Raw genomic sequence first — 25610 nt, forward strand, 5'->3', positions numbered from 1 at the left:
GATCCAGTTATTCGGGAAGGGCCGGGCGCGCGACGTCCGGCCCTTTCTCTTGCGATGCGCCACCGTGCGGGCGTGTCAGCGGTCCGTGCGCAGCGGTCCCGTCATCCGGAAGCGCTGCAGCGGAACACCGCGCCGCTCGACGATCTCCTCGGCCTCGACGTGCCAGCCCTGCGCCTCGAAGAACGGCCGCGCGACAAGGCTCGCATGGGCCGAAAGCGTCGTGGCGCCCAGGTCGGCGGCGCGCGCGGCGCAGGCGCTCAGGAGCCGCGCGCCGATCCCCCGCCCCGCGCAGGACGGCAACACGAAGGCAAGGTCGATATAGCCCCTCGCATCGATGGTCATCACGCCCACGGGTTCGCCGTTCAGCTCGGCTACCCAACCCCCTAGCTGCGCGACGCGCGTCTCCCATGACGCAAGATCGATCGTCTCGCCGGCCCACGGCGGCGGAGTCGTCCCGAACGAGCGGGCGGATGCGGACGTCCATCGGCTCTCCCTTCGCTGTCGGCAATGCACCGCGCCCCTCAGGCGTCGATCTCGATCCGCTTGAACCCGCCCTCTTCGAGCAGAGCGTCGGAGGCGGTCTCGACCTCCTGCTCGAGCCGCGCGAGGAAGGTTTCGGGCGGCGTCTCGGCCGGAATGCGCGGCAGGAACTCGACAACGCCGTGACCGGGACGCTTCAGGATGCCGCTGCGGGGCCAGACCAGCCCGACGTTCGTCGCCACCGGCACGCAGTCCTGCTTCAGCTGGCGGAACAGGATCATCGAGCCGACCTTGTAGGGCGCGGGGATGCCGGGGGCGATACGGCTGCCCTGGGGATAGATGATGAGCTGACCGGGCTCGGCACGGCCCTTCTCAACGTCGGCCACCATCTTGGCGATGGCCTGCCCCCGCTTGCCCCGGTCCACGGGCACGCAGCCGATGCGATAGGCGTACTGGCCGATCACGGGGGTGTAGAGCAATTCGCGCTTCATGATGAACTTGGCGGCCGGCACCGCCTCGAAGATCATCAGGATGTCGAGAAAGGACTGGTGCTTGGCCGCGATCATCACCTCGTCGGTGGGCACCTCGCCGCGCACTTCCGTGGTGATCCCGCACATCCACTTCACGCTGAACCGCGCCCAGTGGCAGAAGAGCGTACAGGCGGTGCGCGCGCCTTTCGGCGAGGCCAGCGCCCAGGGCAGGAAGACGATCCCCATCACGGCCATCACCGCGTAGAGCTGCACGGTGAAGACGAAGCTCCGGGTCCACATCCAGGCGCGTGAGATCATGCGAGGCTCCCGAGGACGCGCCGGGCGGCGGCGCGGGTGGCAAGAAGGGCGGTCAGCGCGGCGAGCGCCGGAACCGCGAGCGGCCAGAGCCAGTGCCAGCCCCGGAACCCGATCCCGGTCAGCACGCCGGCGGCGTCCCCGGTGTCGGGCATCAGCGCGACGGCGGCAAGCCCGATCGCCGCACCCGCCGCCGCGCCACATAACGCGCGCAGGGTGAAGCGCCGCACGAAGGCGCCCGCGATGTAGTCATCCGTCGCGCCCACGAGCCGGAGCACCGCGATGACCTGCGCGTTCGCCGCCAGCGCCGCGTTGGCCGCCAGCGTCACCATGGCGGCGAGTGCCCCGAAGATCAGCGCCAGCGCGCTCCACCCGAGGATCCGCAGACCCGTGGCGGCGGCCACCAGCGGCCGGCGCCACCGGCGGTGGTCATCCAGAACCGCTCCCGGTACCTCGGCCTGCAGCCGCAGGCGCAGCCCGTCGGGATCGTAGCCCTCGGCGGTTTCCGAGAACGCAATCAGCTGCGGGATCGGAAGACGGTCGAGCGGCAGGTCGGGCCCGAACCACGGCGCCAGCAGTTCGCGCTGCTCGGCCTCGCTGAGCGCGCGCACGTCCGTCACCCCCGGCGTGGTCTCGAGCACCCGCAGCGCCGCGCCGACCTGCCGGTCCATCTGGTCCGCCGGCGCCGAGATCCGCAGCGTCGCGCCGCGGGCCAGTTCGTCGCCCCAGCGGTCCGCCAACCGTCCGGCAGCAAGCGACAGGGCCAGCGCGAAGACCGCGAGGAACGCCATGGCAGCCGCGGTGAAAAGCGTCAGGCGCACGGTGAACCCGGTCGGCGGCACCACCCGGTCCGAGGCCGCGTCGCCCCTGACTGCCCGCAGGATACGTGCCACGCCGCCGGTCACAGCTCCGCCCCCGCCACCTGCACCTGCCGGTTGGCGATCCGCAGCACCCGTGCCTGCACCTGCGACTTCGCCGCGCGGATGAGGCTCAGGTCGTGGGTCGCGATCATCACCGCGCGCCCCATGCGGTTCAGCTCCAGCAGCAGCGTCAGCAGACGCTGAGACATATCCCAGTCGACGTTTCCGGTGGGCTCGTCGGCGAGGATGGCGTCTGGCGACACGATGACCGCGCGGGCCAGCGCCGCGCGCTGCCGCTCGCCGCCGGACAGCTCGGGCGGGCGCGCGTCCCTGCGGTGGCCAAGCCCGACCCAGCCCAGAAGCTCGTCGAGGTCGCGGCGCGCGGCGGCGCCGTCCATGCCGGCGACCGTCAGCGGCAGCGCGACGTTCTCGGCCACGCTCAGGTGGTCGAGAAACTGGCAATCCTGGTGCACCACTCCGATCCGTCGTCTGAGGTGCGCCACCCCGTCGCGATCGAGCCCGGTCACCGGCTGCTCGAACAGGCGCAGGTCGCCCGCGGTGGGGGTCAGCGCGGCGTAGCAAAGCTTGAGGAAGGTGGTCTTACCCGCCCCGGACGGCCCGGTCAGGAAGTGGAACGAGCCCGGCGCGAGGTCCAGCGTGATGTCGGTCAGTAGCGCGCCGCCACCGTAGGAATAGGCCACATTGTCGAAGCTGATCACGGGGGCGGCATCCATCGGTGCTGGCGGGGTGGTCGGGTCCGAGGCGAGCCACTCGGCGACCGGGCCTGTTGTGCCCGAGCCGCGCGCGCGATTCAATCGGCCCGGGCCGCCGCAATTGGACTTTCCGCCATGGGGGCGGCATCTTATGGTCCATCGACGGGCCGGAGGAGACCGGCGAAGGAACGCGGGACGAATTCGGATGCGGCTGATCTGCCCCAATTGCGACGCGCAGTACGAAGTGCCGGTGGAGGTAATTCCGGCCGACGGGCGCGACGTGCAATGTTCGAGCTGCGGCAAGGTCTGGTTCCAGGCACATCCCGATGCGCCTCCCGCGAGCGAGGACGCGCTTCACGACGTCGAACAGGCCAGCGATGCCGACGCGCCCGAGGCCGCCGTCGCCGCCACGCCCGCGCCCGACGCGGCCGAAGGTCCCGAACGGGAGGCGCCGGTGGCCGGCACCGGCGACGCCCCGGCGCCCGTCACGGAAAACCCGGCGCCCGAAGAACCCGACGCGCCCGCTCCGGTGGCCGAAACCGGGCCCCGCCCACGTCGCGACAACCGGCGCATTGACCCAGATGTCGCCGAGGTCCTGCGGCAGGAGGCCGAGTACGAGGCCCGCCACCGCGCCGCCGAGGCCGGATCGCTCGAAAGCCAGCCCGATCTGGGGCTCGAGAGCCCCTCCGAGGACGAGGCGGCCCACCGCGCACGGCAGGCGCGTGAGCGAATGGCCCGGATGCGCGGAGAGCCGGTCGAGGCTCGCGATCGCGCCCGCACGGCCGCCGCAAGCACCGGCGCCGTCGGCGGCACAGCGGTGCTCGACGACCCCGAGGACACGCCGCCGCAGGAAAGCCAGCCCGGGTCGCGCCGCGACCTGCTGCCCGACATCGACGAGATCAACCAGACCCTGCGTTCGAGCGAAGAGCGCGGCCCGGTCGAGACGCCGCAGGGCCGGATGGCCGCCGAGGAAGAAGCCACCGCCCAGCGCGGTGGATTCAGCCGCGGGTTCCTGACGGTGCTGCTCGTCGGCGCGGCACTGATCGCAGCCTATGTCTTCGCGCCCGCCATCTCGGATGCGCTTCCGGCCGCGGCAGAGCCGTTGGAGGGCTACGTCGCCGCGGTGAACGACCTGCGCGGCTGGCTCGACATGCAAGTGACCTCGGCGCTCGTCTGGCTCGAGACGATGGGCTCCGAAGGCTGAGCCGCCGGTCCGAAAACCGCCCCGCCGCATACCGAATGGAAAGGTTTACGCCCTAGCGTCCCCCAAGGTCGTTCCGACAAGGAGGGAGCGTTATGAACCTGACCACCGAGGCGCATCCTGGCGCGCTGATCGTGCGCGTGCCCGAGGCGCGGATCGACGCCGCCGTGGCGATCCAGTTCAAGGATGCCATGCGCGCCGTGACGGAGGGGGCGCCGGGCCGGGTCTTTCTCGACCTGCACCGCGTGGATTTCGTGGATTCCAGCGGCCTTGGCGCGATCGTCGCGGCCATGAAGCAGCTCGGCCCGGAACGGCGGCTGGATCTCGTGGCGCTCACTCCGAATGTGGACAAGGTGTTCCGCCTGACGCGCATGGACACGATCTTCGCCATCCACGACGACCTCGACGCGGCACTCGCCGGGCAGGACGACTGACGATCCGATGCCGCCGCTCGACCCGAACGCCGCCGCCCCGCCGGAAAAGCGTCGCACGCCGCTGAAGCTGGCGCTCGAGGTCGCGCCGGACCTGACCGCGGTCCGAGACAGCGTGATCGAGTTGGAGGACCGGCTCGTGGCCTACGGCGTGGCGACGGAGGCCGCGGGGATGAGCGCACTGACCGTCGCGGAGGCGCTCAACAACATCGTGGAACACGCGCTGCGCCGGCACCCCGCCCAAGGCCCGATCAGGGTCGAGGCGCTGGTGCGCAAGGCGCGGATGCGGGTGGTGATCCTCGACCACGGGGCGCCGATGCCGGGCTTGCTGCCACCGGCCGGGCGCCCCCTCGATCTGCGCGTGCCCCACGCGGACCTTCCCGAGGGCGGCTTCGGCTGGTTCCTGATCCGAGCGCTAACCAGCCGGCTCGACTACCGTCGCCGCGGCACCGAGAATCGTCTCCGCTTCGAGATCGACCTCGACGCCGCCGCCCATGCGGCCCCGGTCGCGTAGGATCGCCCACCTTGTGCTGTTCGCCTGCGACCGGGCGGAGGGCGCTCGGATCGGTCCTTTGCGCCAGCCGGGCCGGCGCACGACGTGTTTCGCGAGCGTCGTGCTTGCATCTTGGCTGGGACACGCCGCGTCCTGGATGGTCGCCGGAGAGCATCGCCCCATATGACCGTTCCCTGCTATCGAGCCCGCGCGGACGACCAGCGATGCGAACGAAGGCCACAGGGGCGACTTGAAGACCGGCAAAGGAGTATCCGGCGTGCCGGGCCACCGAGCCGGGTGAAAGAAGCCGCGGCGCGCGTAGCGACCTTTCGTTAATCGGCTTCGCGGTCGCCCCGGTGGAGACAGCGCGGTCCCGACGCCGCAACTTCAAGCGCCACGAAAACGAATCCCCCCGGGCCGACGAAACGGCCGTCGCCCGGCGAACTCTCCCTCAGGGAGACCTACCATACCACCCCCGCAACTCAGGGGTAACCCACGCCACCCATTGCCGAAAAATGGTCGCAAATACTGCCCGGCGACGCCCGAAACGACCGTCATCTTCAGTCTCGTAGCTGCATATGGCTTCCCTCGGCGTCGCGTTGCAACAGCCCCCACCCAGTGCGCGGCGTCGAGGACTTACCACTCCCCCATCAGACCGTATCCGCATCGCGTTGACGCCGCTCGACGGCAGTCTTGCCTCTCCGCAGTCCGTGGTCAGGCCACCACGATGCCCGACTTGCAGGATGCCGGGCCGCCCGTCGGTCAGTGCCGACAACGGCCAGGTGGCCACTTCCGACGCGTTCGCCACTCAGGTGTTTTTCCGCGTCAGGAACGGCGAAAATGCGGGCGCCGCGGGTCCGGTCCTTCCGGGCATCTGCGAACCGGCCATCAGGAGACGTCGCACGACGCGCGGATGCCCTGCGGGGGATGGGCGGCCTTCATCAGCCGGCGTATACACCAATAGCCGGGTCTCGCTTGTCAGGTCTTTTTTTCCCGAGAAGACGACAAGAGGCGCTCAGGGCGATCCGGATGCATAAGGCGGCGGCATCGATGGCGCGACGGACCCGCGCACGGACGGCTGCGCCCCGGGAGACCAGGGCGGGCGCAGGGCGTTTCCAGCCCCGCCCCGTCTTCAGTAGCTGTATTCCGCGAAGATCCGCGACAGATCGCCGTCCCAATCGCCGCGATACTTGGCGAGGAGTTCGTCCGCCGGCACTTCGCCTGTCTCGACGCTGTCCTTCAGCGCGTTGAGGAAGTGCGTCTCGTCCGGGAGCAAGCCCCCCGCCCCTTCACGGGCCCGACGCTTGAGTCCGGCCTCGGACAGCGCCACCGCCTCGCGCGCGAGGGTCAGCATGTCGATATCCGCGACCTTCGCCTGAAGCCCGTCGACCGATGCGGCGATCCGCATCGCTTCGCGCGTGGCGGCGTCCCAGCCCTTCACGAGATCCCAGGCGGCGTCGAGCGCGGCGTCGTCGTACATCAGCCCCACCCAGAACGCGGGCAACGCACAGAGCCGGCGCCACGGGCCGCCATCGGCGCCGCGCATCTCGATGAACTTCTTGACGCGCGCCTCGGGGAAGATCGTGGTCAGGTGGTCGGCCCAGTCAGACAGGGTCGGCACCTCGCCCGGCAAGGCGGGCAGGCGGCCATCGAGGAAATCGCGGAACGACTGGCCGGTGGCGTCGATGTAGGTGCCATCGCGGTAGACGAAGTACATCGGCACATCGAGCGCGTAGTCCACCCAGCGCTCGAACCCGAAGCCGTCCTCGAAGACGAAGGGCAGCATACCCGTGCGGTCCGCGTCGAGGTCGCGCCAGACCCGCGAGCGCCACGACTTGTGGCCGTTTTCGCGGCCGTCGAGGAAGGGCGAATTGGCGAACAGGGCGGTGGCCACGGGCTGCAGCGCGAGGCCCACGCGCATCTTCTTGACCATGTCGGCCTCGGACCCGAAGTCGAGGTTCACCTGCACGGTGCAGGTCCGGTACATCATGGTCTTTCCCATGGTGCCGACGCGATCCATGTAGTCGGTCATGATCCGGTAACGCCCCTTGGGCATCATCGGCATGTCCTCGAAGGACCAGGTCGGCGCGGCGCCAAGGCCGATATATCCCGCGCCCACGGCATCGGCCACGTCGCGCACCTCGGCCAGGTGCTGGTTCACCTCGTCACAGGTCTGGTGGATGGTCTCGAGCGGGGCGCCCGAAAGCTCGAGTTGCCCGCCCGGTTCCAGAGAGACGTTGGCACCGTCCTTCTCGAGGCCGATCAGGTGGCCGGATTCCTCGACCGGGCTCCAGCCGTGGCGGTCGCGCAGACCCTCCAGAACGGACCGGACCGACGCGCGGCCTTCGTATGGCAGCGGCTCCAGCGTCTCTTTGACGTAGCCGAATTTCTCGTGCTCGGTGCCGATGCGCCAGTCGGACTTCGCCTTGATGCCGCTCTCGAGATATTGCGCCAGCTGGTCTCGATGCTCGATCGGCCCGCCGCCGGATTGTGGTATGGACATGGGCCGGAGGCTCCGCTGATCTGTCGCGTGGTTCCGAGGCATGTAGCGATGCGCCGGTGGTGTCAATGCAACCCAATGGCGGGGTGATGCGCAGGCGACCTGCGCCAGATCACCGTCACGCCCGTGCCGGGGCGACGAAGCGCGCGCAGCATCCGTTCGGTATCCAGCCCGGGGAGCGCGGCGAAGGCGTCGAAGAGCGCGTCGGCCCCCTGCGCCGTCACCGGAATGAAGAGAGCGGCGTCACCCTCGCGATCGAGGTGCCAGTGCGCGGGCCGCCCCGTCGCATCGAGAGACAGCGCCCGGATCGAGTCGAGGTCGGTCACTCCGCCCGAAAGCGGACCGAAATAGGCGATACGGCCCTCGGTCACGTCGACGATTCCCGGCCCGCCGCCGCCGGTGCGGAAGCGTCCGCGCTGCACGCCGGCGAAGGTCAGGGCGAGCCCGGCCAGAACCACCGCCCAGCCGAGCCAGCCGCCCGATCCGCTGGCCCAGAGCACGCCCAGCGCCACGACGCCCGCGCCGACCAGCGCCTCGGCCCAGCGGCCGAGCAGGGCGCGCACCTCGGGGCGGATCACGTCCAGTCCCCGAACCGCAATTGCCAGAGCGTGATCGCGGCCACCGCCGCGGTGTCGGCCCGCAGGATGCGTGGCCCGAGGGACGCGACATGTGCCGCCTCCATCGCGTGCAGGCGCGCACGCTCGCGGTCGGAAAAGCCACCCTCGGGACCGATCAGCACCGCCCACGGCCCTGGTCCCCCCGCCTCGGCGAAGGGCCGCGCCGCAGGGCCGTCCCCGCTGGCCTGTGCCTCGTCGCAGAACATAAGCCGGCGGTCTTCCGGCCACGCCGACAGGACGTCCGGGAGCTTGGCGAGATCGGCGACCTCGGGCACGAAGGTCGCACCGCATTGCTCGGCGGCCTCGCGGGCGTGGGCCTGCAGACGGTCCTGCCGGATACGCTCGGAATTGGTGAACTCGGTGGCGACCGGCAGCAGGCGGCGGACGCCCATCTCGACGGCCTTCTCGACGATGAAGTCGGTGCGCGCCTTCTTCACCGGCGCGAACATGAGCCACAGGTCGGGCGGCATCGTCTGCGGCCGGGTCCGCCTCTGCGGCTCCAGGGTTCCGCCGCGCTTGCCGGCCTCGACCACGGTCGCGCGCCATTCCCCGTCCGCGCCGTTGAACAGCAGGACCTCGGCCCCCTGCTTCAGCCGCATGACGCCGAACAGGTAATGCGCCGCGTCGCGGTCCAGCGGCACCGGTTGTCCCGCACCGAGCGGGTGATCTACAAACAGCCTGACACCTGACATGGAGCGGACACTATGCCCGAAGGAGCACAGGCGCCAGAGACCACCGGATCGGTCGCCGACGCCTATCGCGGAAACTGGGTGGACCGGTACGCGCCGGAGTTCGCCAAGCCCTATTTCCGCCTTTCGCGGCTCGACCGCCCGATCGGGACGTGGCTTCTGCTGCTGCCGTGCTGGTGGGGCCTGTTCCTGGCAATCGCGGCCACCGGCGAGCCCCGGCTGTTCGACGCGTGGATCTTCATCGGCTGCGGGCTGGGCGCGATCCTGATGCGGGGTGCAGGCTGCACTTGGAACGACATCACCGACCGCGGCATCGACGGGTCGGTGGCACGCACGGCCTCTCGGCCGATCCCGTCGGGTGCGGTCAGTGCGAAGCAGGCCCTGGCCTGGGCCGTGGCGCAGTCGCTGACGGCGTTCCTGATCCTGCTGACTTTCAATTGGGCGGCCATCGGCCTCGGGATCCTCGCGCTCCTGCCGGTGGCGGTCTACCCGTTCGCCAAACGATTCACATGGTGGCCGCAGATCTTCCTCGGCCTCGCCTTCAACTGGGGCGCGCTGCTGGTGTGGACGGCGCATACAGGGTCGCTCGGCTGGCCGGCCGTGCTGCTCTACGTTGCCGGCATGGCGTGGACGCTGTTCTACGACACCATTTATGCCCACCAGGACCGCGAGGACGACGCGCTGATCGGGGTGAAGTCCACCGCGCGGCTCTTCGGCGACGCGACGCCCAAGGCACTGGCCGTGTTCCTCTGCGCCGCGGTCACGCTGATGGGGCTGGCCGTGATCGCTGCCATCCCGCGCGGCGAGATCGCCACGATGGTGGTCGCGCTGGCGGGTCCCTGGGCGATGGGCTGGCACATGTTCTGGCAGCTGCGCCAAGTGGATCTGAACGATCACCCGCTGCTGCTGCGGCTCTTCCGGTCGAACCGCGATGCGGGCCTCCTGCCCGTGCTGATTTTCGCCGCTGCCTGCCTCGTCTGATTGCGGCAGGGGCCGCGGGGTCGTATCACCGTGCGACTCCGAAGCCACACTTGAGACGTCCATGCGCCTGTCCGCTGTTGCCATTCTCGCCGGAACCTTCACCGCTGCCGCCGCGGTCTGCGTCGTCGCCGCGACCTTCTCGGCCGGAATCGTCGAGGACAACGCCATCGACGGGGTCGAGACCGAATTCACCCGTGAGGGAATCGAGTGGGCCGAAGTCGACGCGAACGGACTTCAGGTCTTCGTTCACGGCACGGCGCCCGACGAGGCAGCACGGTTCCGTGCGATCACCGCCGCGGGCAAGGTCGTGGATGCAGCCCGCGTTATCGACGAAACCCTGGTTGCCGAGCCAGAGGACATCCGCGCCCCCGACTTCGCCATCGAGATCCTGCGCAACGGCGACGCCGTGTCGCTGATCGGCCTCGTGCCCACCGGGTTCGACCGGGCCGCGCTGATCGACACGGCCGGGCGCATCGTCGGCGACGCGGAGGGGGTGTCGGACCTGCTCGAGACCGCCGACTTTCCCGAACCCGAGGGGTGGGGCGACGCGATCGGCGTGGCGACCCGCGCGCTCGAGATGCTGCCGCGGTCCAAGGTGTCGGTCGAGGCGGGATCGGTCGCCGTGCAGGCCATGGCCGCGGACGCCGCGGAAGTGCGCCGCGTGACGGCCCGGCTCGAGGGAGCCGCGTCGGAGGAAACGGAACTGGCGCTCGACCTCAACGCGCCGCGCCCGGTGATCTCGCCCTTCGCGCTGCGCTTCGTGAAGGAGGACGGCGCGGCGCGCTTCGACGCCTGCGCCGCCGACACCGAAGCGGCCCGCGAGAGCATCATCGACGCGGCGCAGGAGGCGGGCGCCGAAGGAACGCCGGGCTGCGTCATAGGTCTTGGTGTGCCCTCCCGCGACTGGGGCGCGGCGGTCAGCCGCTCGATCGCCGCCGTCGATGCGCTTGGCGGAGGCAGCGTCACCTTTTCCAACGCCGACGTGTCGCTGATCGCCGCCGAGGGCACCGCGCCCGAGCTTTTCGACGAGGTTACCGGCCAGCTCGAGCGCGACCTGCCCGATGCCTTCATCCTCGACGCCGTGCTGCCCGAACCGCCGGACCCCGACTCGGACGAGGGCCCGACCGAGTTCACCGCCACCCGCAGCCCCGAGGGTGAAGTGCAACTGCGCGGACGCCTGAACTCCGAAATGGCCCGGATCACGGCGGACAGCTATGCCCGCGCGCGATTCGGTTCCGACGCCGTGTCGGTCGGCACCCGGATCGACGACGACCTACCGGAAAGCTGGTCGGCGCGGGTGCTCGCCGGGCTCGAGGCGCTGTCCGTGCTCGCCAACGGCTCGGTTCGTGTCACGCCCGAGACCATCGAGGTTCGCGGCAACACCGGCAATTCCGATGCCGACGCGGAACTGGCGACCCTGCTGACCGACAAGCTTGGCGAAAGCAGCTACGACATCGACGTGACCTATCTCGAGCGGCTCGACCCAACGCTCGGCATCCCGACCCCCGCAGAATGCGTCGACCAGATCCGCGCCATCGTCGGTGCCCGGAAGATCACGTTCGAGCCGGGATCGGCCACGCTCGACGCGTCGGCGAAGGACATCCTCGACGAAATCGCCGAACTGCTGAAGGTCTGCGGGGAAATCCCGCTGGAGATCCAGGGCCACACCGACAGCCAGGGCCGCGAGGTGATGAACCAGCAGCTCAGCCAGGACCGCGCCCAGGCCGTTCTCGACCAACTGCGTCAGCGCCGGGTGCTCACCGCATCCTACCGGGCCACCGGCTACGGCGAGGAAGAACCGATCGCCGACAACGACACCGAAGCCGGCCGCGAGGCCAACCGCCGCATCGAATTCCGCCTGATCGAGGAGGAGCCCGAGACGGATGCCGCGGCGCTGGAGACGGAAGGCGTTGAATATCCCGCGCCCACGGGCGAAGAAGCGTCTGAGGCGGCGGAGACCGCCGAAGATGCCGAAACCGCCGAAGAGGGGCCGGGAAATGAACCGGATTGAGTTCATCGTCGCGACGGCGATCATCCTGTTCGTGGCGTTCTGCCTCGGCTGGTTCGCGAACTGGCTGGTGCATCGCTTCACGCGGGTCAGCCAGGCCGACGTGAACCAGCTCGAACGCATGAGCCAGGAACTGCACGAGGCAGAAGAGACGCGCGATCAGGCGATCACCTATCTGCAGCAGCGCGAGGCCGAGTTGACCAATCAGCTGGCGCAGACCGAGGCCGAGCTGTCCGCCGCGATGGAAGGCCTGCGCGAAGCCCGCCACGAGGCCGAGGAAATGCGCGCCTACGTGGAGCGCATGAACGCAAGCTGACCCGCCCGGCCTAGCGCTTTCGTCGTCCGCCGGCGCTGCGCTTGTGAAAGGTCGGCGGCCGCTTCGACACCCAGCGCAGGAAGCCCGCCATGCGGGGATGCGCGCGCAGTTGCTCGATGGTGTTGAACTCGCGCGCGAGCTCGGTCTCGGTGAACGTCGCGTGGATCTCGTTGTGGCAGATCTGGTGCAGCCGCACGACCGGTCCGCCCTTGCCGCCGCGCAGCTTGGGCACGAGGTGATGCAGGCTCTGCCTGGCCTCGGGCGGGATCGGCCGCCCGCAGAGCGGACAGACCGGATCCTTGGTGCCAGTTGTCTGATCGCACGACATGCCGCAAGAAACTGGGACGCTGACGAACGGGATCAATTCCAACGTGACCGAGAGTTCCCACACGACCGGCCCCGAGCCGCTCGACGCCCTCGTGGTGGGCGGAGGACCGGCGGGGCTGATGGCCGCCGAGGCGCTGGCCGCGGCGGGGCGCCGCGTGGTCGTGGCCGACCACAAGCCGAGCGTGGCGCGCAAGTTCCTGATGGCCGGCAAGTCCGGCCTGAACCTGACCAGCGCCGTGTCTGTAGAAGAGTGCATCGGCACTTACGGTGACGCCGCCGACCGTCTGCGGCCGATGATCGAGGCGCTGCCGCCCGAGGCCATCACCGCCTGGGCCCGCGGGCTGGGCGAGGCCGTGTTCACCGGCTCCTCGGGGCGGGTCTTTCCGCAGGCGATGAAAGCGTCGCCGCTCCTGCGCGCGTGGCTCGCGCGGCTCGACGCGGGCGGCGTCGCGATCAGGACCCGGTGGCGCTGGACCGGCTGGGGCGCCGGCGGCGCGCTCGACTTCGCGACGCCGGACGGCCCGCGCCGGGTCCGACCGGCAGTCACCGTGTTCGCCCTTGGCGGCGCCAGCTGGAGGCGGCTCGGATCGGACGGGTCGTGGCGCAGCGTCTTCGAAGCGGGGGGCGTACCGGTGACATCCTTCGCGCCTGCCAATGCCGGGCTCGAGGTCGCGTGGTCGGATCACATGACCGCGCATCTCGGCGCCCCGCTCAAGAACGTGGTGTTCCGCGCGAACGGCTCGGAAAGCCGCGGAGAGGCCGTTCTGTCCCGGCGCGGATTGGAGGGCGGCGGACTCTACCCGCTGACACCCGAGCTTCGGCGGGGCGCGGCGCTCTCGGTCGACCTCTGTCCCGATATCGGCCCCGACATCCTGCGTGCCCGGCTCTGGCGGGCGTCGACAAAGGACAGTGCGTCCAACCGGCTGCGCAAGGCGGCGCGGCTCGACCCGGCGGCGATCGCGCTTGTCATGGAGACAGGGCGCCCGCTGCCCAAGGACCCGGCGGCCCTTGCCGACCTGCTCAAGGCGCTGCCACTGCCCTATGCCGGGCTGCGCCCGCTGGACGAGGCCATCTCGACCGCGGGCGGCGTGTCGTGGGACGCCGTGGACGATCGACTGGCGCTCTTCTCGCGGCCGGACACCTTCGTCGCCGGCGAGATGCTGGACTGGGAGGCGCCTACCGGGGGCTACCTGCTGACCGCCTGCCTCGCCACCGGCCTCTGGGCCGGGCGGGCGGCGGCGCAGACGGACGCCTGAGCCACGCAGGAGGGGTCCGGTTCGCCTGATCGGGACCGCGCGCTCTGCCCGGCAACAAGTTGCCCGACCCGCGCCCTCAGCGCCGCGCCAGCATCGCCAGCCGGATCAGGGCACGCTCCACCAGCGCCATCTGCGGCGCGCGCTGACCGGCCGATCTCAGGGCAAGGTCCGTCTCTGTAAGAACGCGAAGCGCCTGCTCCAGCCGGTGCATCCCCCAGCCCTGTGCCTGCCGCAGCATCCGGTCGCGTCGCGGGCCGAAGACCGGCGGGCGCAGCCGCGCGATGCCCTGCCCCGGCCCGCCGGGATCGGCCGCGGCCGCGTGCAGCGCGCGGAAGTGGCGCAGCGCCATGATGACCAGCGTCACCGCGGCGATACCCTGCCCTTCGAGCTTCTGCATCACCGGGCCGATTTCGCCGGTGCGGCCCTCGGCCACCACGTGCAGCACGTCGTCGAGGTCCGCGTCGGTGGTCGCCGGTGCCATCAGCGCCACCTCGTCGGCGGTCAAAGGCGCGTCGTCGCCATGCTTGTAGAGCGCGACCTTCTCGACCGTCTGGCGGAAATCGCCCGGATCCAGTTCGCGCGCCAGCGAGAAGAGCGCGTCCGAGGCCGCGCGATCGACGGCGGTCAGCCCGGCCTTCTCGAGCGTCGCCTCTATTTCGGCGCGCCCCGGCGGGTCGTTGTAGATGCCGACGGCATAGGCTTCCTTGGCGCCCTCGAAGGCCTTGCGCAGCTTCGACGACGCCTTGAGCGATCCGGCCGTCACCACGATCTGCGCATCGCCCGGCCGCCAGTCCTCAAGCGCGGCGATCACCGAGGGTGCGCAGGCATCGGTCGCGTCCTCGACGAAGGCCACGCGGGGACCTGGAAAGAAGCCCTGCGCCTTCACCGCGTCGACCAGCTGCGCGGGGTCTTTTCGCAGATCATTTCCGGGAATGCGCGACAGGCGCATCTCGGTCTCGCCCTCCGGGCCGATCAGCGCGGCGATGACCTCCTGCCGGCGGAGCGCAACGCGCATGGCGTCCTCGCCGTAGATCAGCAGGCCCGCCTTCGACGGATCGGGCTTGGCGAAATAGGCCGGGGCCTCACGCGCGGATAGCTTCATGGCCGCGCCTCAGCCCGGCAGGTCGGTGGCCGACAGGATCAGCCGGTCCACGATGCGGTCGGCAAGGATGACCATCAGCCGCTCGCGCGCGTCGCGTTCCGAGGCCAGCGTCGCCACGGCCGAGCCGGTTGCCGAGTAGTCGGTGAAGCTCTCGACACTGTCGCGCAGGACCTCGGCGCCGGAGGTAGTGTCGGTCAGGGTGAACGCCACGACCGACGCGATCCGGTAGCGGGTGGTCGAGCCGGTGGAAGTGGTTCCGAAATCGCCAGTGTCGGTCTCGATCGCGGTTTCCAGCCGGTAACGGCCCGCAGGCGCGCGGCCGATCCGTTCCTCGATCCGGCGGTTCAGAAGGTAGCCCGCCCGGTCTTCGGGCTCGGACAGCGCCACCGCGCCGGTAAGCGCGCCCGCCGCGCCGCCGGGTCCGTAGGCCGGCGTGAAGCCACAACCGGCCAGCGCCAGCCCTGCGGCACCCAGCGCGCCGAGAAATGCGCGGCGATCACACCACGACATTGATGATCCGCCCAGGCACCACGATCACCTTCTTCGGCTGCCCGCCATCGAGCGCCCGCTGCACGGATTCGTGCGCCATCGCCATCGCCTCGACCTCGTCCTTGCCCATGTCCTTGGGCACCTCGATCTCGGCCCGGCGCTTGCCATTGATCTGGATCGGCAGCGTGACCGTCGATTCGACCATCATGGTCTCGTCGGCGGTGGGCCACGGCGCGTCGGCCAGAAGGCCCTCACCGCCCAGCAGCGACCACATTTCCTCGGCCAGGTGCGGGGTCATCGGAGACATCAGCTGCGCCAGCGTGAGCGCCGCCTGCCGCTTGGCCGGACCGCCCGCGTCGGCCTTGGCCAGCGTCGAGGTGAAGGCGTAGAGCCGCGCGATCGCCGCGTTGAATCCGAAGCTCTCGATGCCCTGCGTGACGTCGTGCACGGTCTTGTGCATCTCGCGCAGCAGCGCCTCGTCGCCGGACCCGGCATCGTCGCCGGCCCCGGCTGCCTCCATCGCCAGCCGGTAGACCCGGCTCAGGTGACGGTGCGCGGCCTCGGCACCGGCGGCGGTCCACTCCACGTCCCGCTCGGGCGGGCTGTCCGACAGCACGAACCAGCGCGCGGTGTCGGCGCCGTAGTCCGAGACGATGCTGACCGGATCGACCACGTTCTTCTTCGACTTGGACATCTTGGCCGAAGGCACGATCTCGACCTCGGTGCCGTCCTTGAGGAAGGCCGAGCTGTCGCGCAGCTCAACGTCCTCGGGGAAGTGGTAGACCGGGCGGCCAGCCTTGTCCTTGGTCTGGAAGATCGCGTGCGTCACCATGCCCTGGGTGAAGAGCGCATCGAACGGCTCGCGGCTCTTTTCCGGCAGGTGGCCCGTCAGGTGCATCGCGCGGGTGAAGAAGCGCGAATAGAGCAGGTGCAGGATCGCGTGCTCGATGCCGCCGATATACTGATCGACGTTCATCCAGTATTCGGCGTCCGCCATGTCGGTCGGCGTTTCGGCGCGGGGCGCGGTGAACCGGGCGAAGTACCAAGACGAGTCCACGAAGGTGTCCATCGTGTCGGTCTCGCGCCGGGCCGGGGCGCCGCAGGACGGGCAGGGCACGTCGCGCCATGTCGGGTGCCGGTCGAGAGGATTGCCCGGCTGGTCGAAGGACACGTCGTCCGGCAGCACGACCGGCAGGTTTTCCTTCTTCTCGGGCACCACGCCGCAGGCCTCGCAGTGCACCACGGGGATCGGGCAGCCCCAGTAGCGCTGCCGCGAAAGGCCCCAGTCGCGCAGGCGGAACTTGGTCACGCCCTGCCCGACGCCGTTCTCCTCGCAGAAGGCGATGGCGGCATCGACGGCCTCGTCGCCGGTCATCGCCTCGGCGCCGGCGAAGGGCTTGAGGTAGCGCACCGTCTCGACCTTCGGCGGCACGTAGGCCGGACCGCCGTCCTCGGGCAGGATGAAGGTTCCCTCCTCGCCCATGGCTGGGGCAAAGACGGTCTGCACCGGCAGCTCGTACTTGCGTGCGAATTCGAGGTCGCGCGGGTCGTGCGCCGGGCAGCCGAAAATCGCGCCGGTGCCGTAGTCCATCAGGATGAAGTTGGCGATGTAGACCGGAAGCTCCCACGAGGTGTCGAAGGGATGCCGCACGGTGATGCCGGTGTTCAGGCCCTTCTTCTCGGCGGTCTCGAGCTCTTCCTCCGAGGTGCCGACGCGGCGACACTCGGCACAGAACTCGGCGACCTCGGGATTGTCGCGCTCCAGATGCTTGGCAAGCGGATGGTCTGGCGAGATGCCGACAAAGGAAGCCCCCAACAGGGTGTCGGGCCGGGTGGTGTAGACCTCGATCCGGTCGTGCCCCTCGGGCGCGTCGGTGGTCGAGAAGGCGAACTGAAGCCCGCGCGAGCGGCCGATCCAGTTGGCCTGCATCGTCTTGACCTTGGCCGGCCAGTCGTCGAGCCCGTCGAGCGCCTCGAGCAGGTCCTCGGCGAAATCCGAGATGCGGAAGAACCACTGCGTCAACTCGCGCCGTTCGACCAGAGCGCCCGAGCGCCAGCCGCGCCCGTCCTCGACCTGCTCGTTGGCGAGCACGGTCATGTCCACCGGGTCCCAGTTCACCACCGCGTTCTTGCGGTAGACCAGCCCCTGCTCGAGGAAGTCCAGGAACAGCGCCTGCTGCTGGCCGTAATATTCCGGGTCGCAGGTGGCGAACATCCGGCTCCAGTCGATCGAGAGGCCGAGCGGCTTCATCTGGTCGACCATCGTGTCGATGTTGTCGTAGGTCCACGTCTTGGGATGGCCGCCGCTCGCCATCGCGGCGTTCTCGGCGGGCATCCCGAAGGCGTCGAAGCCCATCGGGTGCAGCACGTTATGGCCGGTCGCACGCTTGTAGCGGGCCACCACGTCGCCCATCGTGTAGTTGCGGACGTGGCCGATATGGATGCGCCCCGACGGGTAGGGGAACATTTCGAGCACGTAGTATTTCGGTTTCCCCTCCTTCCGTTCGGCACGGAAGGTCAGGGCCTCGTCCCAGGCCTGTTGCCATTTCGGCTCGATCTCGGCGGGGCTGTAACGCGACATTGGCGGTCCTGTCAGATGCACCGGCGCGCCATCGCGGCACGCCGCCTTACGGGTTTGTCGCGTGATAGGCCGCGGGGCGCGGCGCGTCCAGTGCCGCGCCGGTTCGTGTCCCATGTAGGGAATTGCATACTTCCCCAACGTCAGAAGCGTTTGTAGCGTCTCGGTAAAGGTCGATCGCGGGCGCCCCTCCCCAGTCGTGCGGCCAAGGCCACAACAGGAGAGCGTCGCCATGCCAAACCCGTCCCCCTTCGAGCAGTCTCTGCTGGAGCAGGTCAACCGTGCCCGCGCCAACCCCGCGGGAGAGTTCGACGTGCTGATCGCCGACGCCGCGACGCACACGGCCTACGACGCCGACGTGACCAACTCGCTGCGGGTGCGCGGGCCGGTCGGTGACGACGGAGAGCGCGAGGGCATAGACCTCGACCTCCTGCGCACACAACTCGATGCGATCCCGGCCGTCGCCCCGCTCGCCTGGAACGACGACCTGGCGGAGGCCGCGGATATCCATGCCGCCTATCTCATCGAGACGGACCAGCAGGTCCACGCGGGCCCGAACAACACCCGCTCCATCGACCGGGCGCAGGACGCGGGCTACGACCTCTCGCAGGGCGGTGGCATCAGCGAGAACATCTACGCCTTCTCCAAGAACGACGTGCACTCGCACGCGGGCATGTTCATCGACTGGTCGCTGGTGACCGAAAGCGGCATCCAGGAGCCCCCGGGCCACCGCAACAGCATCGTGAACCCCAACCGGGTCGAGACCGGCATCAGCGTGGTCGAGGTCACCGACCCGGCCAAGGACGTCGGCCCTTTCATGATGGTGCAGGTCTTCGGCAACCGGGGCAGCTACATGCCGCAGCTTCTGGGCGTGGTGATCTCGGACGGCGACGGCGACGATTTCTACGACATGGGCGAGGGCCTGGGCGGCGTGACGGTCACCGCCGAGGGCGCGGGCGGCACCTTCACCACCACGACATGGAACGCGGGCGGCTACCAGATGGCGCTCGCCCCCGGCACCTACGACGTCACCTTCTCGGGCGGGCCGCTGGGCGAGGTGGTGCTGGAGACCGGCGTCACCATGCCCGACCGCAACTTCAAGCTCGACGCGGTGCTCGAGGCGCCGGCGGCTCTCACGGGCCTTTCCGCGACCGAGGTGAGCGTGCCCGAGAACAGCACCGGCCCGCTGCTGACGGTGACCGCGCCCGCGGATTACACGGTGACGTTGGCCGGAGCCGATGCCGGCCTCTTCATCCTGGAGGGGGACGCGCTGCGCTTTGCCGCCCCGCCGGACTTCGAGACGCCGGCCGATGCCGGCGCCGACAACGTCTATGATCTGGAGGTCGTCTTCGAGAGTCCCGCCACCACGCCGACCCTCGGCAGCGCGATCTCGGCCGAGGCGGCGACAATCACCGTCACCGACGTGAGCGAGACCGCGCCCGCCCCTTCCGAGGGCGTTCTGCGGATCGGGACCGACGGGCCGGACGTGCTGGTGGGCACCGCGTTCGACGACACGCTCGCCGGGCAGGCCGGCAATGATTCGATCTCGGCCGGAGACGGCGACGACAACATCTCGGGCTCGGACGGGAACGACACGATCGACGGCGGCGCGGGCGACGACAACATCGGCGGTGGACTGGGCGGCGACACGGTGCGCGGCGGCGCCGGCAACGACACCATCGGTGGCGGACGCGGGAACGACACCGCCACCGGCAACGGCGGCGACGACATCGTCAACGGCGGCCAGGGTGACGATATGCTCTACGGAGAGGCCGGCGACGACACATCGGGGGCAGGCTTCGGAGACGACATCGTCTCGGGCGGTGCGGGCAATGACAGCCTTGGTGGCGGCACCGGCCAGGACACGCTGTTCTCGCACGACGGCAACGACGCCATCGGCGGAGGCGAGGGCGACGACTCCATCTCGGGCGGTGCGGGCGACGACTTCCTCGCCGGGGGCGGGCGCGATGACACGATCGACGGCGGTGCGGGCAACGACACGCTGAACTCGGGCGCCGGAAGCGATCTTCTGCGCGGCGGTGTCGGGGCGGACGTTTTCGTCTGGACCTCCGGCGATGCTGGCGCGGTGGACCGCATCGAGGATTTCGAGGACGGTCGCGACAGCCTGACCCTCGCCGGCGTGCAGAACGCGCCCGGCAGCGGGCTGGCCGGCAAGCTGGCCGCGCTCGATGTGACGGACGTGCTGATCGACGGCGTGGCAGGAGTCAGAATCGCGTATCACGCGCAATTCATCGAGATCGTCGGGGTGACTTCGGACGGCTTCGGGCTCGAGGATCTCACGTTCCTGTGAGGATTCATTGACCCGAATGCTCAGCAAATGGCGGGTTTTTGCCGCTTTCGCGCCAAGGGATCAACCTTTTCTATAGATATCGAATGCAGCATTGCCCACGCAGTGCTGCTTCGCTAGCGGGGGCCGCACAGGCACCTGCGCTAACCCTCCGGTTGTGCGGTGCACCATCGAGACCGGAGAAAAAATGACCGTCGACATCTACGCGCCGACATCCAGCGACTCGCTCAGCCTGACCGAACTCGATCTGTATCACATGATCATGGATTACCGCGCGGCTTCGGGCCTGCCGGCGATCCCGCTGTCGCAAAGCCTGACCACCGTTGCCGGTCGGCACACGCTGGACAGCTATCACAACATCGAGGCGGCGGGCGTCTCCCTGCCCTCGGGCTACAGCTCGCCCTCGTGGATCCACAGCTGGTCGGACGCCTATTACGATGGCAGCGATTCCTCGGTCATGCGCGATGCGCCTTCCCGGCTCGGCACCGGCTATCCGGGCGGCGGCTACGAGATCAGCGTCGCCGGCGCGCAGAGCATCCGCCAGACGCTCGACATGTGGATCGATTCGCCGGGCCACAACCAGCTGCTGGTGAACCTCAATTCCTATTCGGACGATACCTGGAACGCGATCGGCGTCGGCGTGGGCTTCAACGCTCCGGTCTCGGGCGGCTCGTTCACCTACGGAAACTACTTCCACGTCTGGTTCGGCAAGGTCGCCGACCCGGCAGGCCCGCCGGTGATCGACGGCACCAACGCGGGCGAACTGATCGAGATGACCAATTTCGCCGACGAGGTGCGCGACCGCGGCGGCAACGACACCGTGATCGGCTATTCCGGCAACGATACGTTCTACGTGGGCGGCGGGGCCAATGACTTCCGCGGCGGCGACGGCACGGATCGCGCCGTGATTCCGGCCACCTTCGCGCAAGTCACCGCGACGGTCGACGGCTCGGTGGCGCAGATCACGCTGAACGGAACAACCAGCACCTATCGCGGCATCGAGGTCTTCGCATTCTCCGACGGCACGACCCGGGCGCTCGGCCAGCTGAACGGCGGCACCTCGGGTGGCGACCGCGACGGTGCCAGCGACGGTGGCGGTGTCGGCGCCCCGCAGGAGCACGACCAGGAAGCCGTGGACCTGTTCCCGGTCTCCAGCGACCGCGGCGAGACCGGCGAGGCCGGCGGTTCGGGCGGCGAGGGTCAGGAAATGATCGGCACGGACGCGGGCGACGAGATCTCCGGCACCTCCGCAGACGATACCATCGCGGGCCAGGGCGGCCACGACATGCTGTCGGCCGGCGGCGGCAACGACAATATCTCGGGGTCGGACGGCAACGACACGATCTCGGCCGGGTCGGGCCACGACAACGTCGGCGGCGGTCTCGGCAACGACGAGATCTGGGGCGCCGGAGGCAACGACACCATCGGCGCGGGCCGCGGAAACGACTACGTCAACGCCGGTCCGGGCAACGACGTCGCCAACGGCGGCCAGGGCGACGACATGATCTTCGGTGAGGACGGTGACGACACCACCGGCGCCGGCTTCGGTGACGACACGGTCGCAGGCGGCTCCGGCCACGACAGCCTGGGCGGCGGTACCGGGCAGGACATGATCGCGGGCCACGGCGGCAATGACGCCATCGGTGGCGGCGAGGGCAACGATTCGATCTCCGGCGGCGACGGCAACGACTTTCTCGCAGGCGGTGGCCGCGACGACGTGATCTACGGCGGCTCGGGCGCGGACACGATCAACGGGGGCGACGGCAACGACGCGCTCTACGGCGGCACCGGCGCGGACGTCTTCGTCTGGAACGAGTACGAGGCCGGCGCGACCGACACGATCTACGGGTTCCAGGACGGCGTCGACACGCTGCGACTGGCGGACGTGTCGAACGCACCGGGTACCGGCCTGGCCGGCAAGCTCGATGCGCTCAACATCACCGACATCGTGGTGGACGGCGTCGCGGGCGTCCGCGTGGGCTACCAGGGCAACGGAATCGAGATTCCCGGCCTCAGCGCCGCGCAGATCACCCTCGACGACATCATGTTCCTTTGAACGTGGCGCCCCGTCCGCCCGGGTCGACTTCCGGGCGGACGGGGTGGTCCGGCAGCGTTCGCCCGTGACCTTTCGGGAATCGCCACCGCCGTTTTCGCAGACCCACCACGGGGCCGCGGCCGGTCCAGGCAACCGCGGCACGACGGCTCGACCACCCTCGCTCCGCGCCGCGCAGGGCGTTCCCCTGCACGGCGCGATATGTCATCACGAGGCCGGCAGGACGACGCGCGGGGGCACAGGTGAAGATCCTAATCATCCACCAGAATTTTCCGGGACAATACAAGCACCTCGCCCCGGCGCTGGCGGCGCGCGGGCACCAGGTCGTGGCGCTCACGCCCAAGGTCGACAAGCCGCAGACGTGGAAGGGCGTGCGCCTCGTACCCTACCGGATCACCGGCAGCTCGACCAAGGGCATCCATCCGTGGCTACAGGACTTCGAGACCAAGGTCCTCCGCGGCCAGTCCTGCTACGACGCCGCCCTCGTCCTGCGTGAGCGCGGCTTCACCCCGGACGTCATCCTTGCCCACCACGGCTGGGGCGAGAGCCTGTTTCTCAAGGATGTCTGGCCCGGCGCGCGCATGGGCCTCTACTGCGAGCTCTATCACCTGACCACCGAGGAATTCACCCGCTTCGACCCCGAGTTCGACCGCAAGGGCACCGAGCGCGACGGACTTCGCATCCGGCTGAAGAACCTCAACAACCGCCTGCACGAAGAGGTCATGGACGCCGGCATCAGCCCGACCCGGTTCCAGGCCTCCACCTTTCCCGAGACATGGCAGGACCGGATCACCGTTGCCCATGACGGCGTCGACACCGACCTCGTGCGCCCGGACCCCGAAGCGCGGCTCGACCTCGACACCGGCCAGGTGCTGACCCGCGACGACGAAGTCATCACCTTCATCAACCGCAATCTCGAACCCTATCGCGGCTACCACGTCTTCATGCGCGCCCTGCCCGAGATTCTCCGCCGCCGGCCAAACGCCCAGATCGTGCTGATCGGCGGCGACGAGGTGAGCTACGGCGCCAAGGCCCCCGACGGCAAAAGCTGGAAGCAGATCTTCATCGACGAGGTGCGCGCCGAGATTTCCGATGCCGACTGGGCCCGCGTGCATTTCCTGGGCCGGGTGCCCTACGAGCGGTTCCTCGCGATGATGCAGATCAGCCGGGTGCACGTGTACCTGACCTACCCGTTCGTCCTGTCATGGTCGCTGCTCGAGGCGATGAGCGCGGAATGCGCCATTCTCGCGTCGGACACGGCACCGGTGCGCGAGGCGCTGACAGAGGACGAGACCGGGCGGATGGTCGACTTCTTCGACCGGGCGGGGCTGGTGGACCGACTGTGCGAGTTGCTCGACGACGGGGATGCGCGCACCCGGCTGGGCCGCGCGGCGCGCGAGCACGTGCGCGAGACCTATGATCTCACGCGGGTCTGCCTGCCGCGTCACGTGGAATGGGTGGAATCGTTGCCCGACCTGACGCCGCGCCCGCCGCGGGACTGACGGCATCCGCGGGGATGGCCCCGCGGATCAGGATCTCAGAACCGGTCGGCGCTGTCGCGCAGCTGGCGCGCACGGGTAAGGATCGCATCCTCGACCGCGCGCACCGTGGCCGGCGCGACCGGGCCCGAGCGCGTGGCCAGTGCCACGTTCAGCGACCGCGCATCGAGTGCGGGATCCGAGATGTAAATCGTCGCGCGGTAGGCCGTGCCGCCGCCCGGGGGCACGCCGTAGCCGGTGGTGATGACGCCGGTGAAGGGATCGACCGATTCCATCGGCAGGAAGCTCAGCGTCTCGAGCGAGGCGTTCCAGATGTAGCGGTTCACCGCGCCGACCTGAGACCCGTCCTGACGCGGGCGGAACAGGTCCCACACCGTCGACGAGGGCGGCCCCTGCTCGCCATAGACCTCACGGTCGATGATCTCCTGCGGGTCGCGGGTGGGCAGCGGCTGCTGGTCGGATGGGGCGCGGGTCGTTCCGCAGGAGGCCAGAACGGCCCCCGCGGCGGCCAGGCCAATAATGGTGCGCGTGCGCGTGGTCAGCATCGTCCCCGTTCCCCCGGCCCGCGCCGGATCGTTCCTGCGTGTTCCAACCGTCCTTACAAGGCCCCGCCGGACACGACAAGTCGGGTCGTTCCTCGACCCCGCGGGCGGCGCGCGACGGCCACGCCCGCCCGTGCGGGAGGACCGTCCCGCAGGCGTTCCGGGGCTTTGTGGCAATTGTGCATCATCGAAAAGCTTGTTCCGGGGCGCCCGGCGCATCGTCTTGCAAGGTTCGGGCCTCGCGGCGCATAGACGATCCCATCAAGGCCGGGCTTCCGGATTGGTACGTGCCTTAGAACACATGAGGGAACACATGAAAAAGCTTCTTCTTGCATCCACCGCGCTGGTTGCAACCGCAGGCGTCGCATCGGCCCAGGACCTCGGCGTTGCCCTGACCGGCCAAGCCGAGATGGGTATCTTCGACAACGGCAACGACGACAGCCAGTTCTTCACCGACCTGGACGTCACCTTCACCATGACCGGTGAGTCGGACAACGGCATCTCGTTCGGTGCAACGATCGACCTCGACGAGGCGACCGACCAGCCCGACTTCGAGAACCCGGCGGTTCAGGGCGGCGAGAACATGTTCGTGTCGTACGGCGGCGCAACCCTGACCATGGGTGACACCGACGGCGCGTACGACGCCGTGATGCCGGAAATGGCACTTGCAGCGGGCTCGCTGAACGACGACGAAACCGGCCACGCCGGCTTCGACGACCAGGACGGTCACCTGATCCTCGGCACCGACTCGGGCCTCTCGCTCGACGGCGCTGGCGACGGCCAGATCGCTCGCTTCGACTACGCCTTCAACGCCTTCACCTTCTCGCTGTCGGCTGAGCAGCTGGCAAACGGTGCAGACGTTCCGGGGATCGGCGACACCGCCTACGGCCTCGGCGTTGCATACGCCGGCGACTTCTCGGGCGTCGCAATCGAAGCCGGCCTCGGCTACCAGACCATCGAAGACGCGGTTGACACCTACGGCCTCGCCGTGACCGCAGGTCTCTCGAACGGCCTGTCCTTCGGCGCGACCTACTCGCAGTCGGACATCGACGATGACTTCATCGCACTCGGCGACGACACCGTGACCCACTACGGCCTCGGCATCGGCTACGAGATGAACGCATTCGAAGTCGGCGTGAACTACGGCGTGTACGAGAACGACGGCGACGAGCTGTCGGGCTACGGCATCGCAGCCCTGTACGACTTCGGCGGCGGTCTCTCCATGCGTGCCGGCTACGGCAACTCGGAGTTCGACGGCGTGTTCGGCGGCGGCGACGTGGACACCTACTCGATCGGTCTCCGCATGAGCTTCTGATCCATCCAGGATCGGACTTTGAGGGAAGAGCGGGCCTTGCGCCCGCTCTTTTCTTTTGTGGGCGCGC

General features: G+C 69.2%; 23 protein-coding genes. 11 read left to right on the forward strand and 12 right to left on the reverse strand.

Annotation, left to right across the window (positions count from 1 at the left end):
- Positions 1-75: 75 nt before the first annotated feature.
- Genes BMX29_RS03900 through BMX29_RS03915 form a run of 4 tightly spaced genes read right to left on the reverse strand, consistent with a single transcriptional unit; the run spans position 76 to position 2844 of the window.
- On the reverse strand, positions 76-513 hold the full coding sequence (locus BMX29_RS03900; RefSeq protein WP_175471113.1) for a GNAT family N-acetyltransferase: 438 nt from the start codon (positions 511-513) through the stop codon (positions 76-78).
- A gap of 8 nt (positions 514-521) precedes the next feature.
- Entirely contained in the window at positions 522-1265 is a 744-nt protein-coding gene (locus tag BMX29_RS03905) for a lysophospholipid acyltransferase family protein (RefSeq protein ID WP_043843297.1), read from the reverse strand.
- Positions 1265-2158, reverse strand: coding sequence for a cell division protein FtsX (locus tag BMX29_RS03910; protein WP_244889139.1), 894 nt, complete (start codon positions 2156-2158; stop codon positions 1265-1267). Before BMX29_RS03910 ends, BMX29_RS03905 begins: the two co-directional genes overlap by 1 nt.
- Positions 2159-2166: 8 nt before the next feature.
- A complete protein-coding gene (locus BMX29_RS03915; protein WP_092810785.1) occupies positions 2167-2844 on the reverse strand; it encodes a cell division ATP-binding protein FtsE in 678 nt (225 codons plus the stop codon).
- Positions 2845-3043: 199 nt separating this feature from the next.
- Here BMX29_RS03915 and BMX29_RS03920 point away from each other — a divergent pair, with 199 nt between their 5' ends.
- The 3 genes from BMX29_RS03920 to BMX29_RS03930 all read left to right on the forward strand — a co-directional run bounded on the left by BMX29_RS03920 (position 3044) and on the right by BMX29_RS03930 (position 4984).
- Complete coding sequence (locus tag BMX29_RS03920; protein WP_092810562.1) at positions 3044-4042, forward strand: zinc-ribbon domain-containing protein; 999 nt, start codon at positions 3044-3046, stop codon at positions 4040-4042.
- 92 nt (positions 4043-4134) lie between these two features.
- Complete coding sequence (locus BMX29_RS03925; RefSeq protein WP_092810564.1) at positions 4135-4473, forward strand: STAS domain-containing protein; 339 nt, start codon at positions 4135-4137, stop codon at positions 4471-4473.
- A 7-nt stretch (positions 4474-4480) separates the two neighbouring features.
- Positions 4481-4984 carry an ATP-binding protein gene (locus BMX29_RS03930; protein WP_092810566.1) on the forward strand — a complete coding sequence of 168 codons (504 nt, stop codon included), beginning with the start codon at positions 4481-4483 and terminating at the stop codon, positions 4982-4984.
- A gap of 1111 nt (positions 4985-6095) precedes the next feature.
- Here BMX29_RS03930 and BMX29_RS03935 read toward each other — a convergent pair.
- From BMX29_RS03935 to BMX29_RS03945, 3 genes are all read right to left on the reverse strand, one after another.
- A complete protein-coding gene (locus BMX29_RS03935) occupies positions 6096-7466 on the reverse strand; it encodes a glutamate--cysteine ligase (RefSeq protein WP_092810568.1) in 1371 nt (456 codons plus the stop codon).
- Between the two features lie 62 nt (positions 7467-7528).
- Positions 7529-8041, reverse strand: a complete 513-nt coding sequence (locus BMX29_RS03940; protein WP_342342374.1) for a hypothetical protein — start codon at positions 8039-8041, stop codon at positions 7529-7531.
- Positions 8038-8772, reverse strand: a complete 735-nt coding sequence (locus BMX29_RS03945) for a 16S rRNA (uracil(1498)-N(3))-methyltransferase (protein ID WP_092810570.1) — start codon at positions 8770-8772, stop codon at positions 8038-8040. Before BMX29_RS03945 ends, BMX29_RS03940 begins: the two co-directional genes overlap by 4 nt.
- 12 nt (positions 8773-8784) lie before the next feature.
- On the opposite strand from BMX29_RS03945, the gene ubiA reads away from it, so the two are divergent.
- The 3 genes from ubiA to BMX29_RS03960 all read left to right on the forward strand — a co-directional run bounded on the left by ubiA (position 8785) and on the right by BMX29_RS03960 (position 12074).
- Complete coding sequence (gene ubiA / locus BMX29_RS03950) at positions 8785-9750, forward strand: 4-hydroxybenzoate octaprenyltransferase (protein ID WP_092810572.1); 966 nt, start codon at positions 8785-8787, stop codon at positions 9748-9750.
- A 61-nt stretch (positions 9751-9811) separates the two neighbouring features.
- On the forward strand, positions 9812-11761 hold the full coding sequence (locus BMX29_RS03955; RefSeq protein WP_092810574.1) for an OmpA family protein: 1950 nt from the start codon (positions 9812-9814) through the stop codon (positions 11759-11761).
- The gene (locus BMX29_RS03960; protein ID WP_043842810.1) at positions 11748-12074 is read left to right on the forward strand and encodes a hypothetical protein; all 327 of its coding nucleotides are present in this window, start codon (positions 11748-11750) and stop codon (positions 12072-12074) included. The genes BMX29_RS03955 and BMX29_RS03960 overlap by 14 nt, the downstream gene beginning before the upstream one ends.
- Positions 12075-12084: 10 nt before the next feature.
- Here the strand turns inward: BMX29_RS03960 and BMX29_RS03965 are convergent, their stop codons facing one another.
- Entirely contained in the window at positions 12085-12402 is a 318-nt protein-coding gene (locus tag BMX29_RS03965; protein WP_043842808.1) for an HNH endonuclease family protein, read from the reverse strand.
- Here BMX29_RS03965 and BMX29_RS03970 point away from each other — a divergent pair.
- Positions 12401-13657, forward strand: coding sequence for a TIGR03862 family flavoprotein (locus tag BMX29_RS03970; RefSeq protein WP_092810576.1), 1257 nt, complete (start codon positions 12401-12403; stop codon positions 13655-13657). The two genes, BMX29_RS03965 and BMX29_RS03970, sit on opposite strands and share 2 nt — an antisense overlap.
- Positions 13658-13733: 76 nt before the next feature.
- On the opposite strand, the gene holA is transcribed toward BMX29_RS03970, so the two are convergent.
- Genes holA through leuS form a run of 3 tightly spaced genes read right to left on the reverse strand, consistent with a single transcriptional unit; the run spans position 13734 to position 17829 of the window.
- Positions 13734-14759 carry a DNA polymerase III subunit delta gene (gene holA, locus BMX29_RS03975; RefSeq protein ID WP_092810578.1) on the reverse strand — a complete coding sequence of 342 codons (1026 nt, stop codon included), beginning with the start codon at positions 14757-14759 and terminating at the stop codon, positions 13734-13736.
- Positions 14760-14768: 9 nt separating this feature from the next.
- Positions 14769-15269 (reverse strand): LPS assembly lipoprotein LptE, encoded by a 501-nt coding sequence (gene lptE / locus BMX29_RS03980; RefSeq protein ID WP_092810580.1) that lies wholly within the window; start codon positions 15267-15269, stop codon positions 14769-14771.
- On the reverse strand, positions 15256-17829 hold the full coding sequence (gene leuS / locus BMX29_RS03985) for a leucine--tRNA ligase (RefSeq protein WP_092810582.1): 2574 nt from the start codon (positions 17827-17829) through the stop codon (positions 15256-15258). The genes lptE and leuS overlap by 14 nt, the downstream gene beginning before the upstream one ends.
- Before the next feature lie 229 nt (positions 17830-18058).
- Here leuS and BMX29_RS03990 point away from each other — a divergent pair, with 229 nt between their 5' ends.
- The 3 genes from BMX29_RS03990 (at position 18059) to BMX29_RS04000 (ending at position 23689) form a co-directional block, all read left to right on the forward strand.
- Positions 18059-20137 (forward strand): CAP domain-containing protein, encoded by a 2079-nt coding sequence (locus BMX29_RS03990; RefSeq protein WP_092810584.1) that lies wholly within the window; start codon positions 18059-18061, stop codon positions 20135-20137.
- Between the two features lie 184 nt (positions 20138-20321).
- A complete protein-coding gene (locus tag BMX29_RS03995) occupies positions 20322-22190 on the forward strand; it encodes a hypothetical protein (RefSeq protein ID WP_092810586.1) in 1869 nt (622 codons plus the stop codon).
- Positions 22191-22429: 239 nt separating this feature from the next.
- Positions 22430-23689, forward strand: coding sequence for a glycosyltransferase family 4 protein (locus tag BMX29_RS04000; RefSeq protein ID WP_092810588.1), 1260 nt, complete (start codon positions 22430-22432; stop codon positions 23687-23689).
- A 35-nt stretch (positions 23690-23724) separates the two neighbouring features.
- Here the strand turns inward: BMX29_RS04000 and BMX29_RS04005 are convergent, their stop codons facing one another.
- Positions 23725-24231: a DUF3576 domain-containing protein gene (locus BMX29_RS04005; protein WP_092810590.1), complete on the reverse strand. Its 507-nt coding sequence runs from the start codon at positions 24229-24231 to the stop codon at positions 23725-23727.
- Positions 24232-24541: 310 nt separating this feature from the next.
- On the opposite strand from BMX29_RS04005, the gene BMX29_RS04010 reads away from it, so the two are divergent.
- Positions 24542-25543 carry a porin gene (locus tag BMX29_RS04010; protein WP_043842796.1) on the forward strand — a complete coding sequence of 334 codons (1002 nt, stop codon included), beginning with the start codon at positions 24542-24544 and terminating at the stop codon, positions 25541-25543.
- Positions 25544-25610: the final 67 nt, after the last annotated feature.

The organism is Roseivivax marinus (assembly GCF_900109705.1).
Classification (GTDB): Bacteria; Pseudomonadota; Alphaproteobacteria; order Rhodobacterales; family Rhodobacteraceae; genus Roseivivax; species Roseivivax marinus.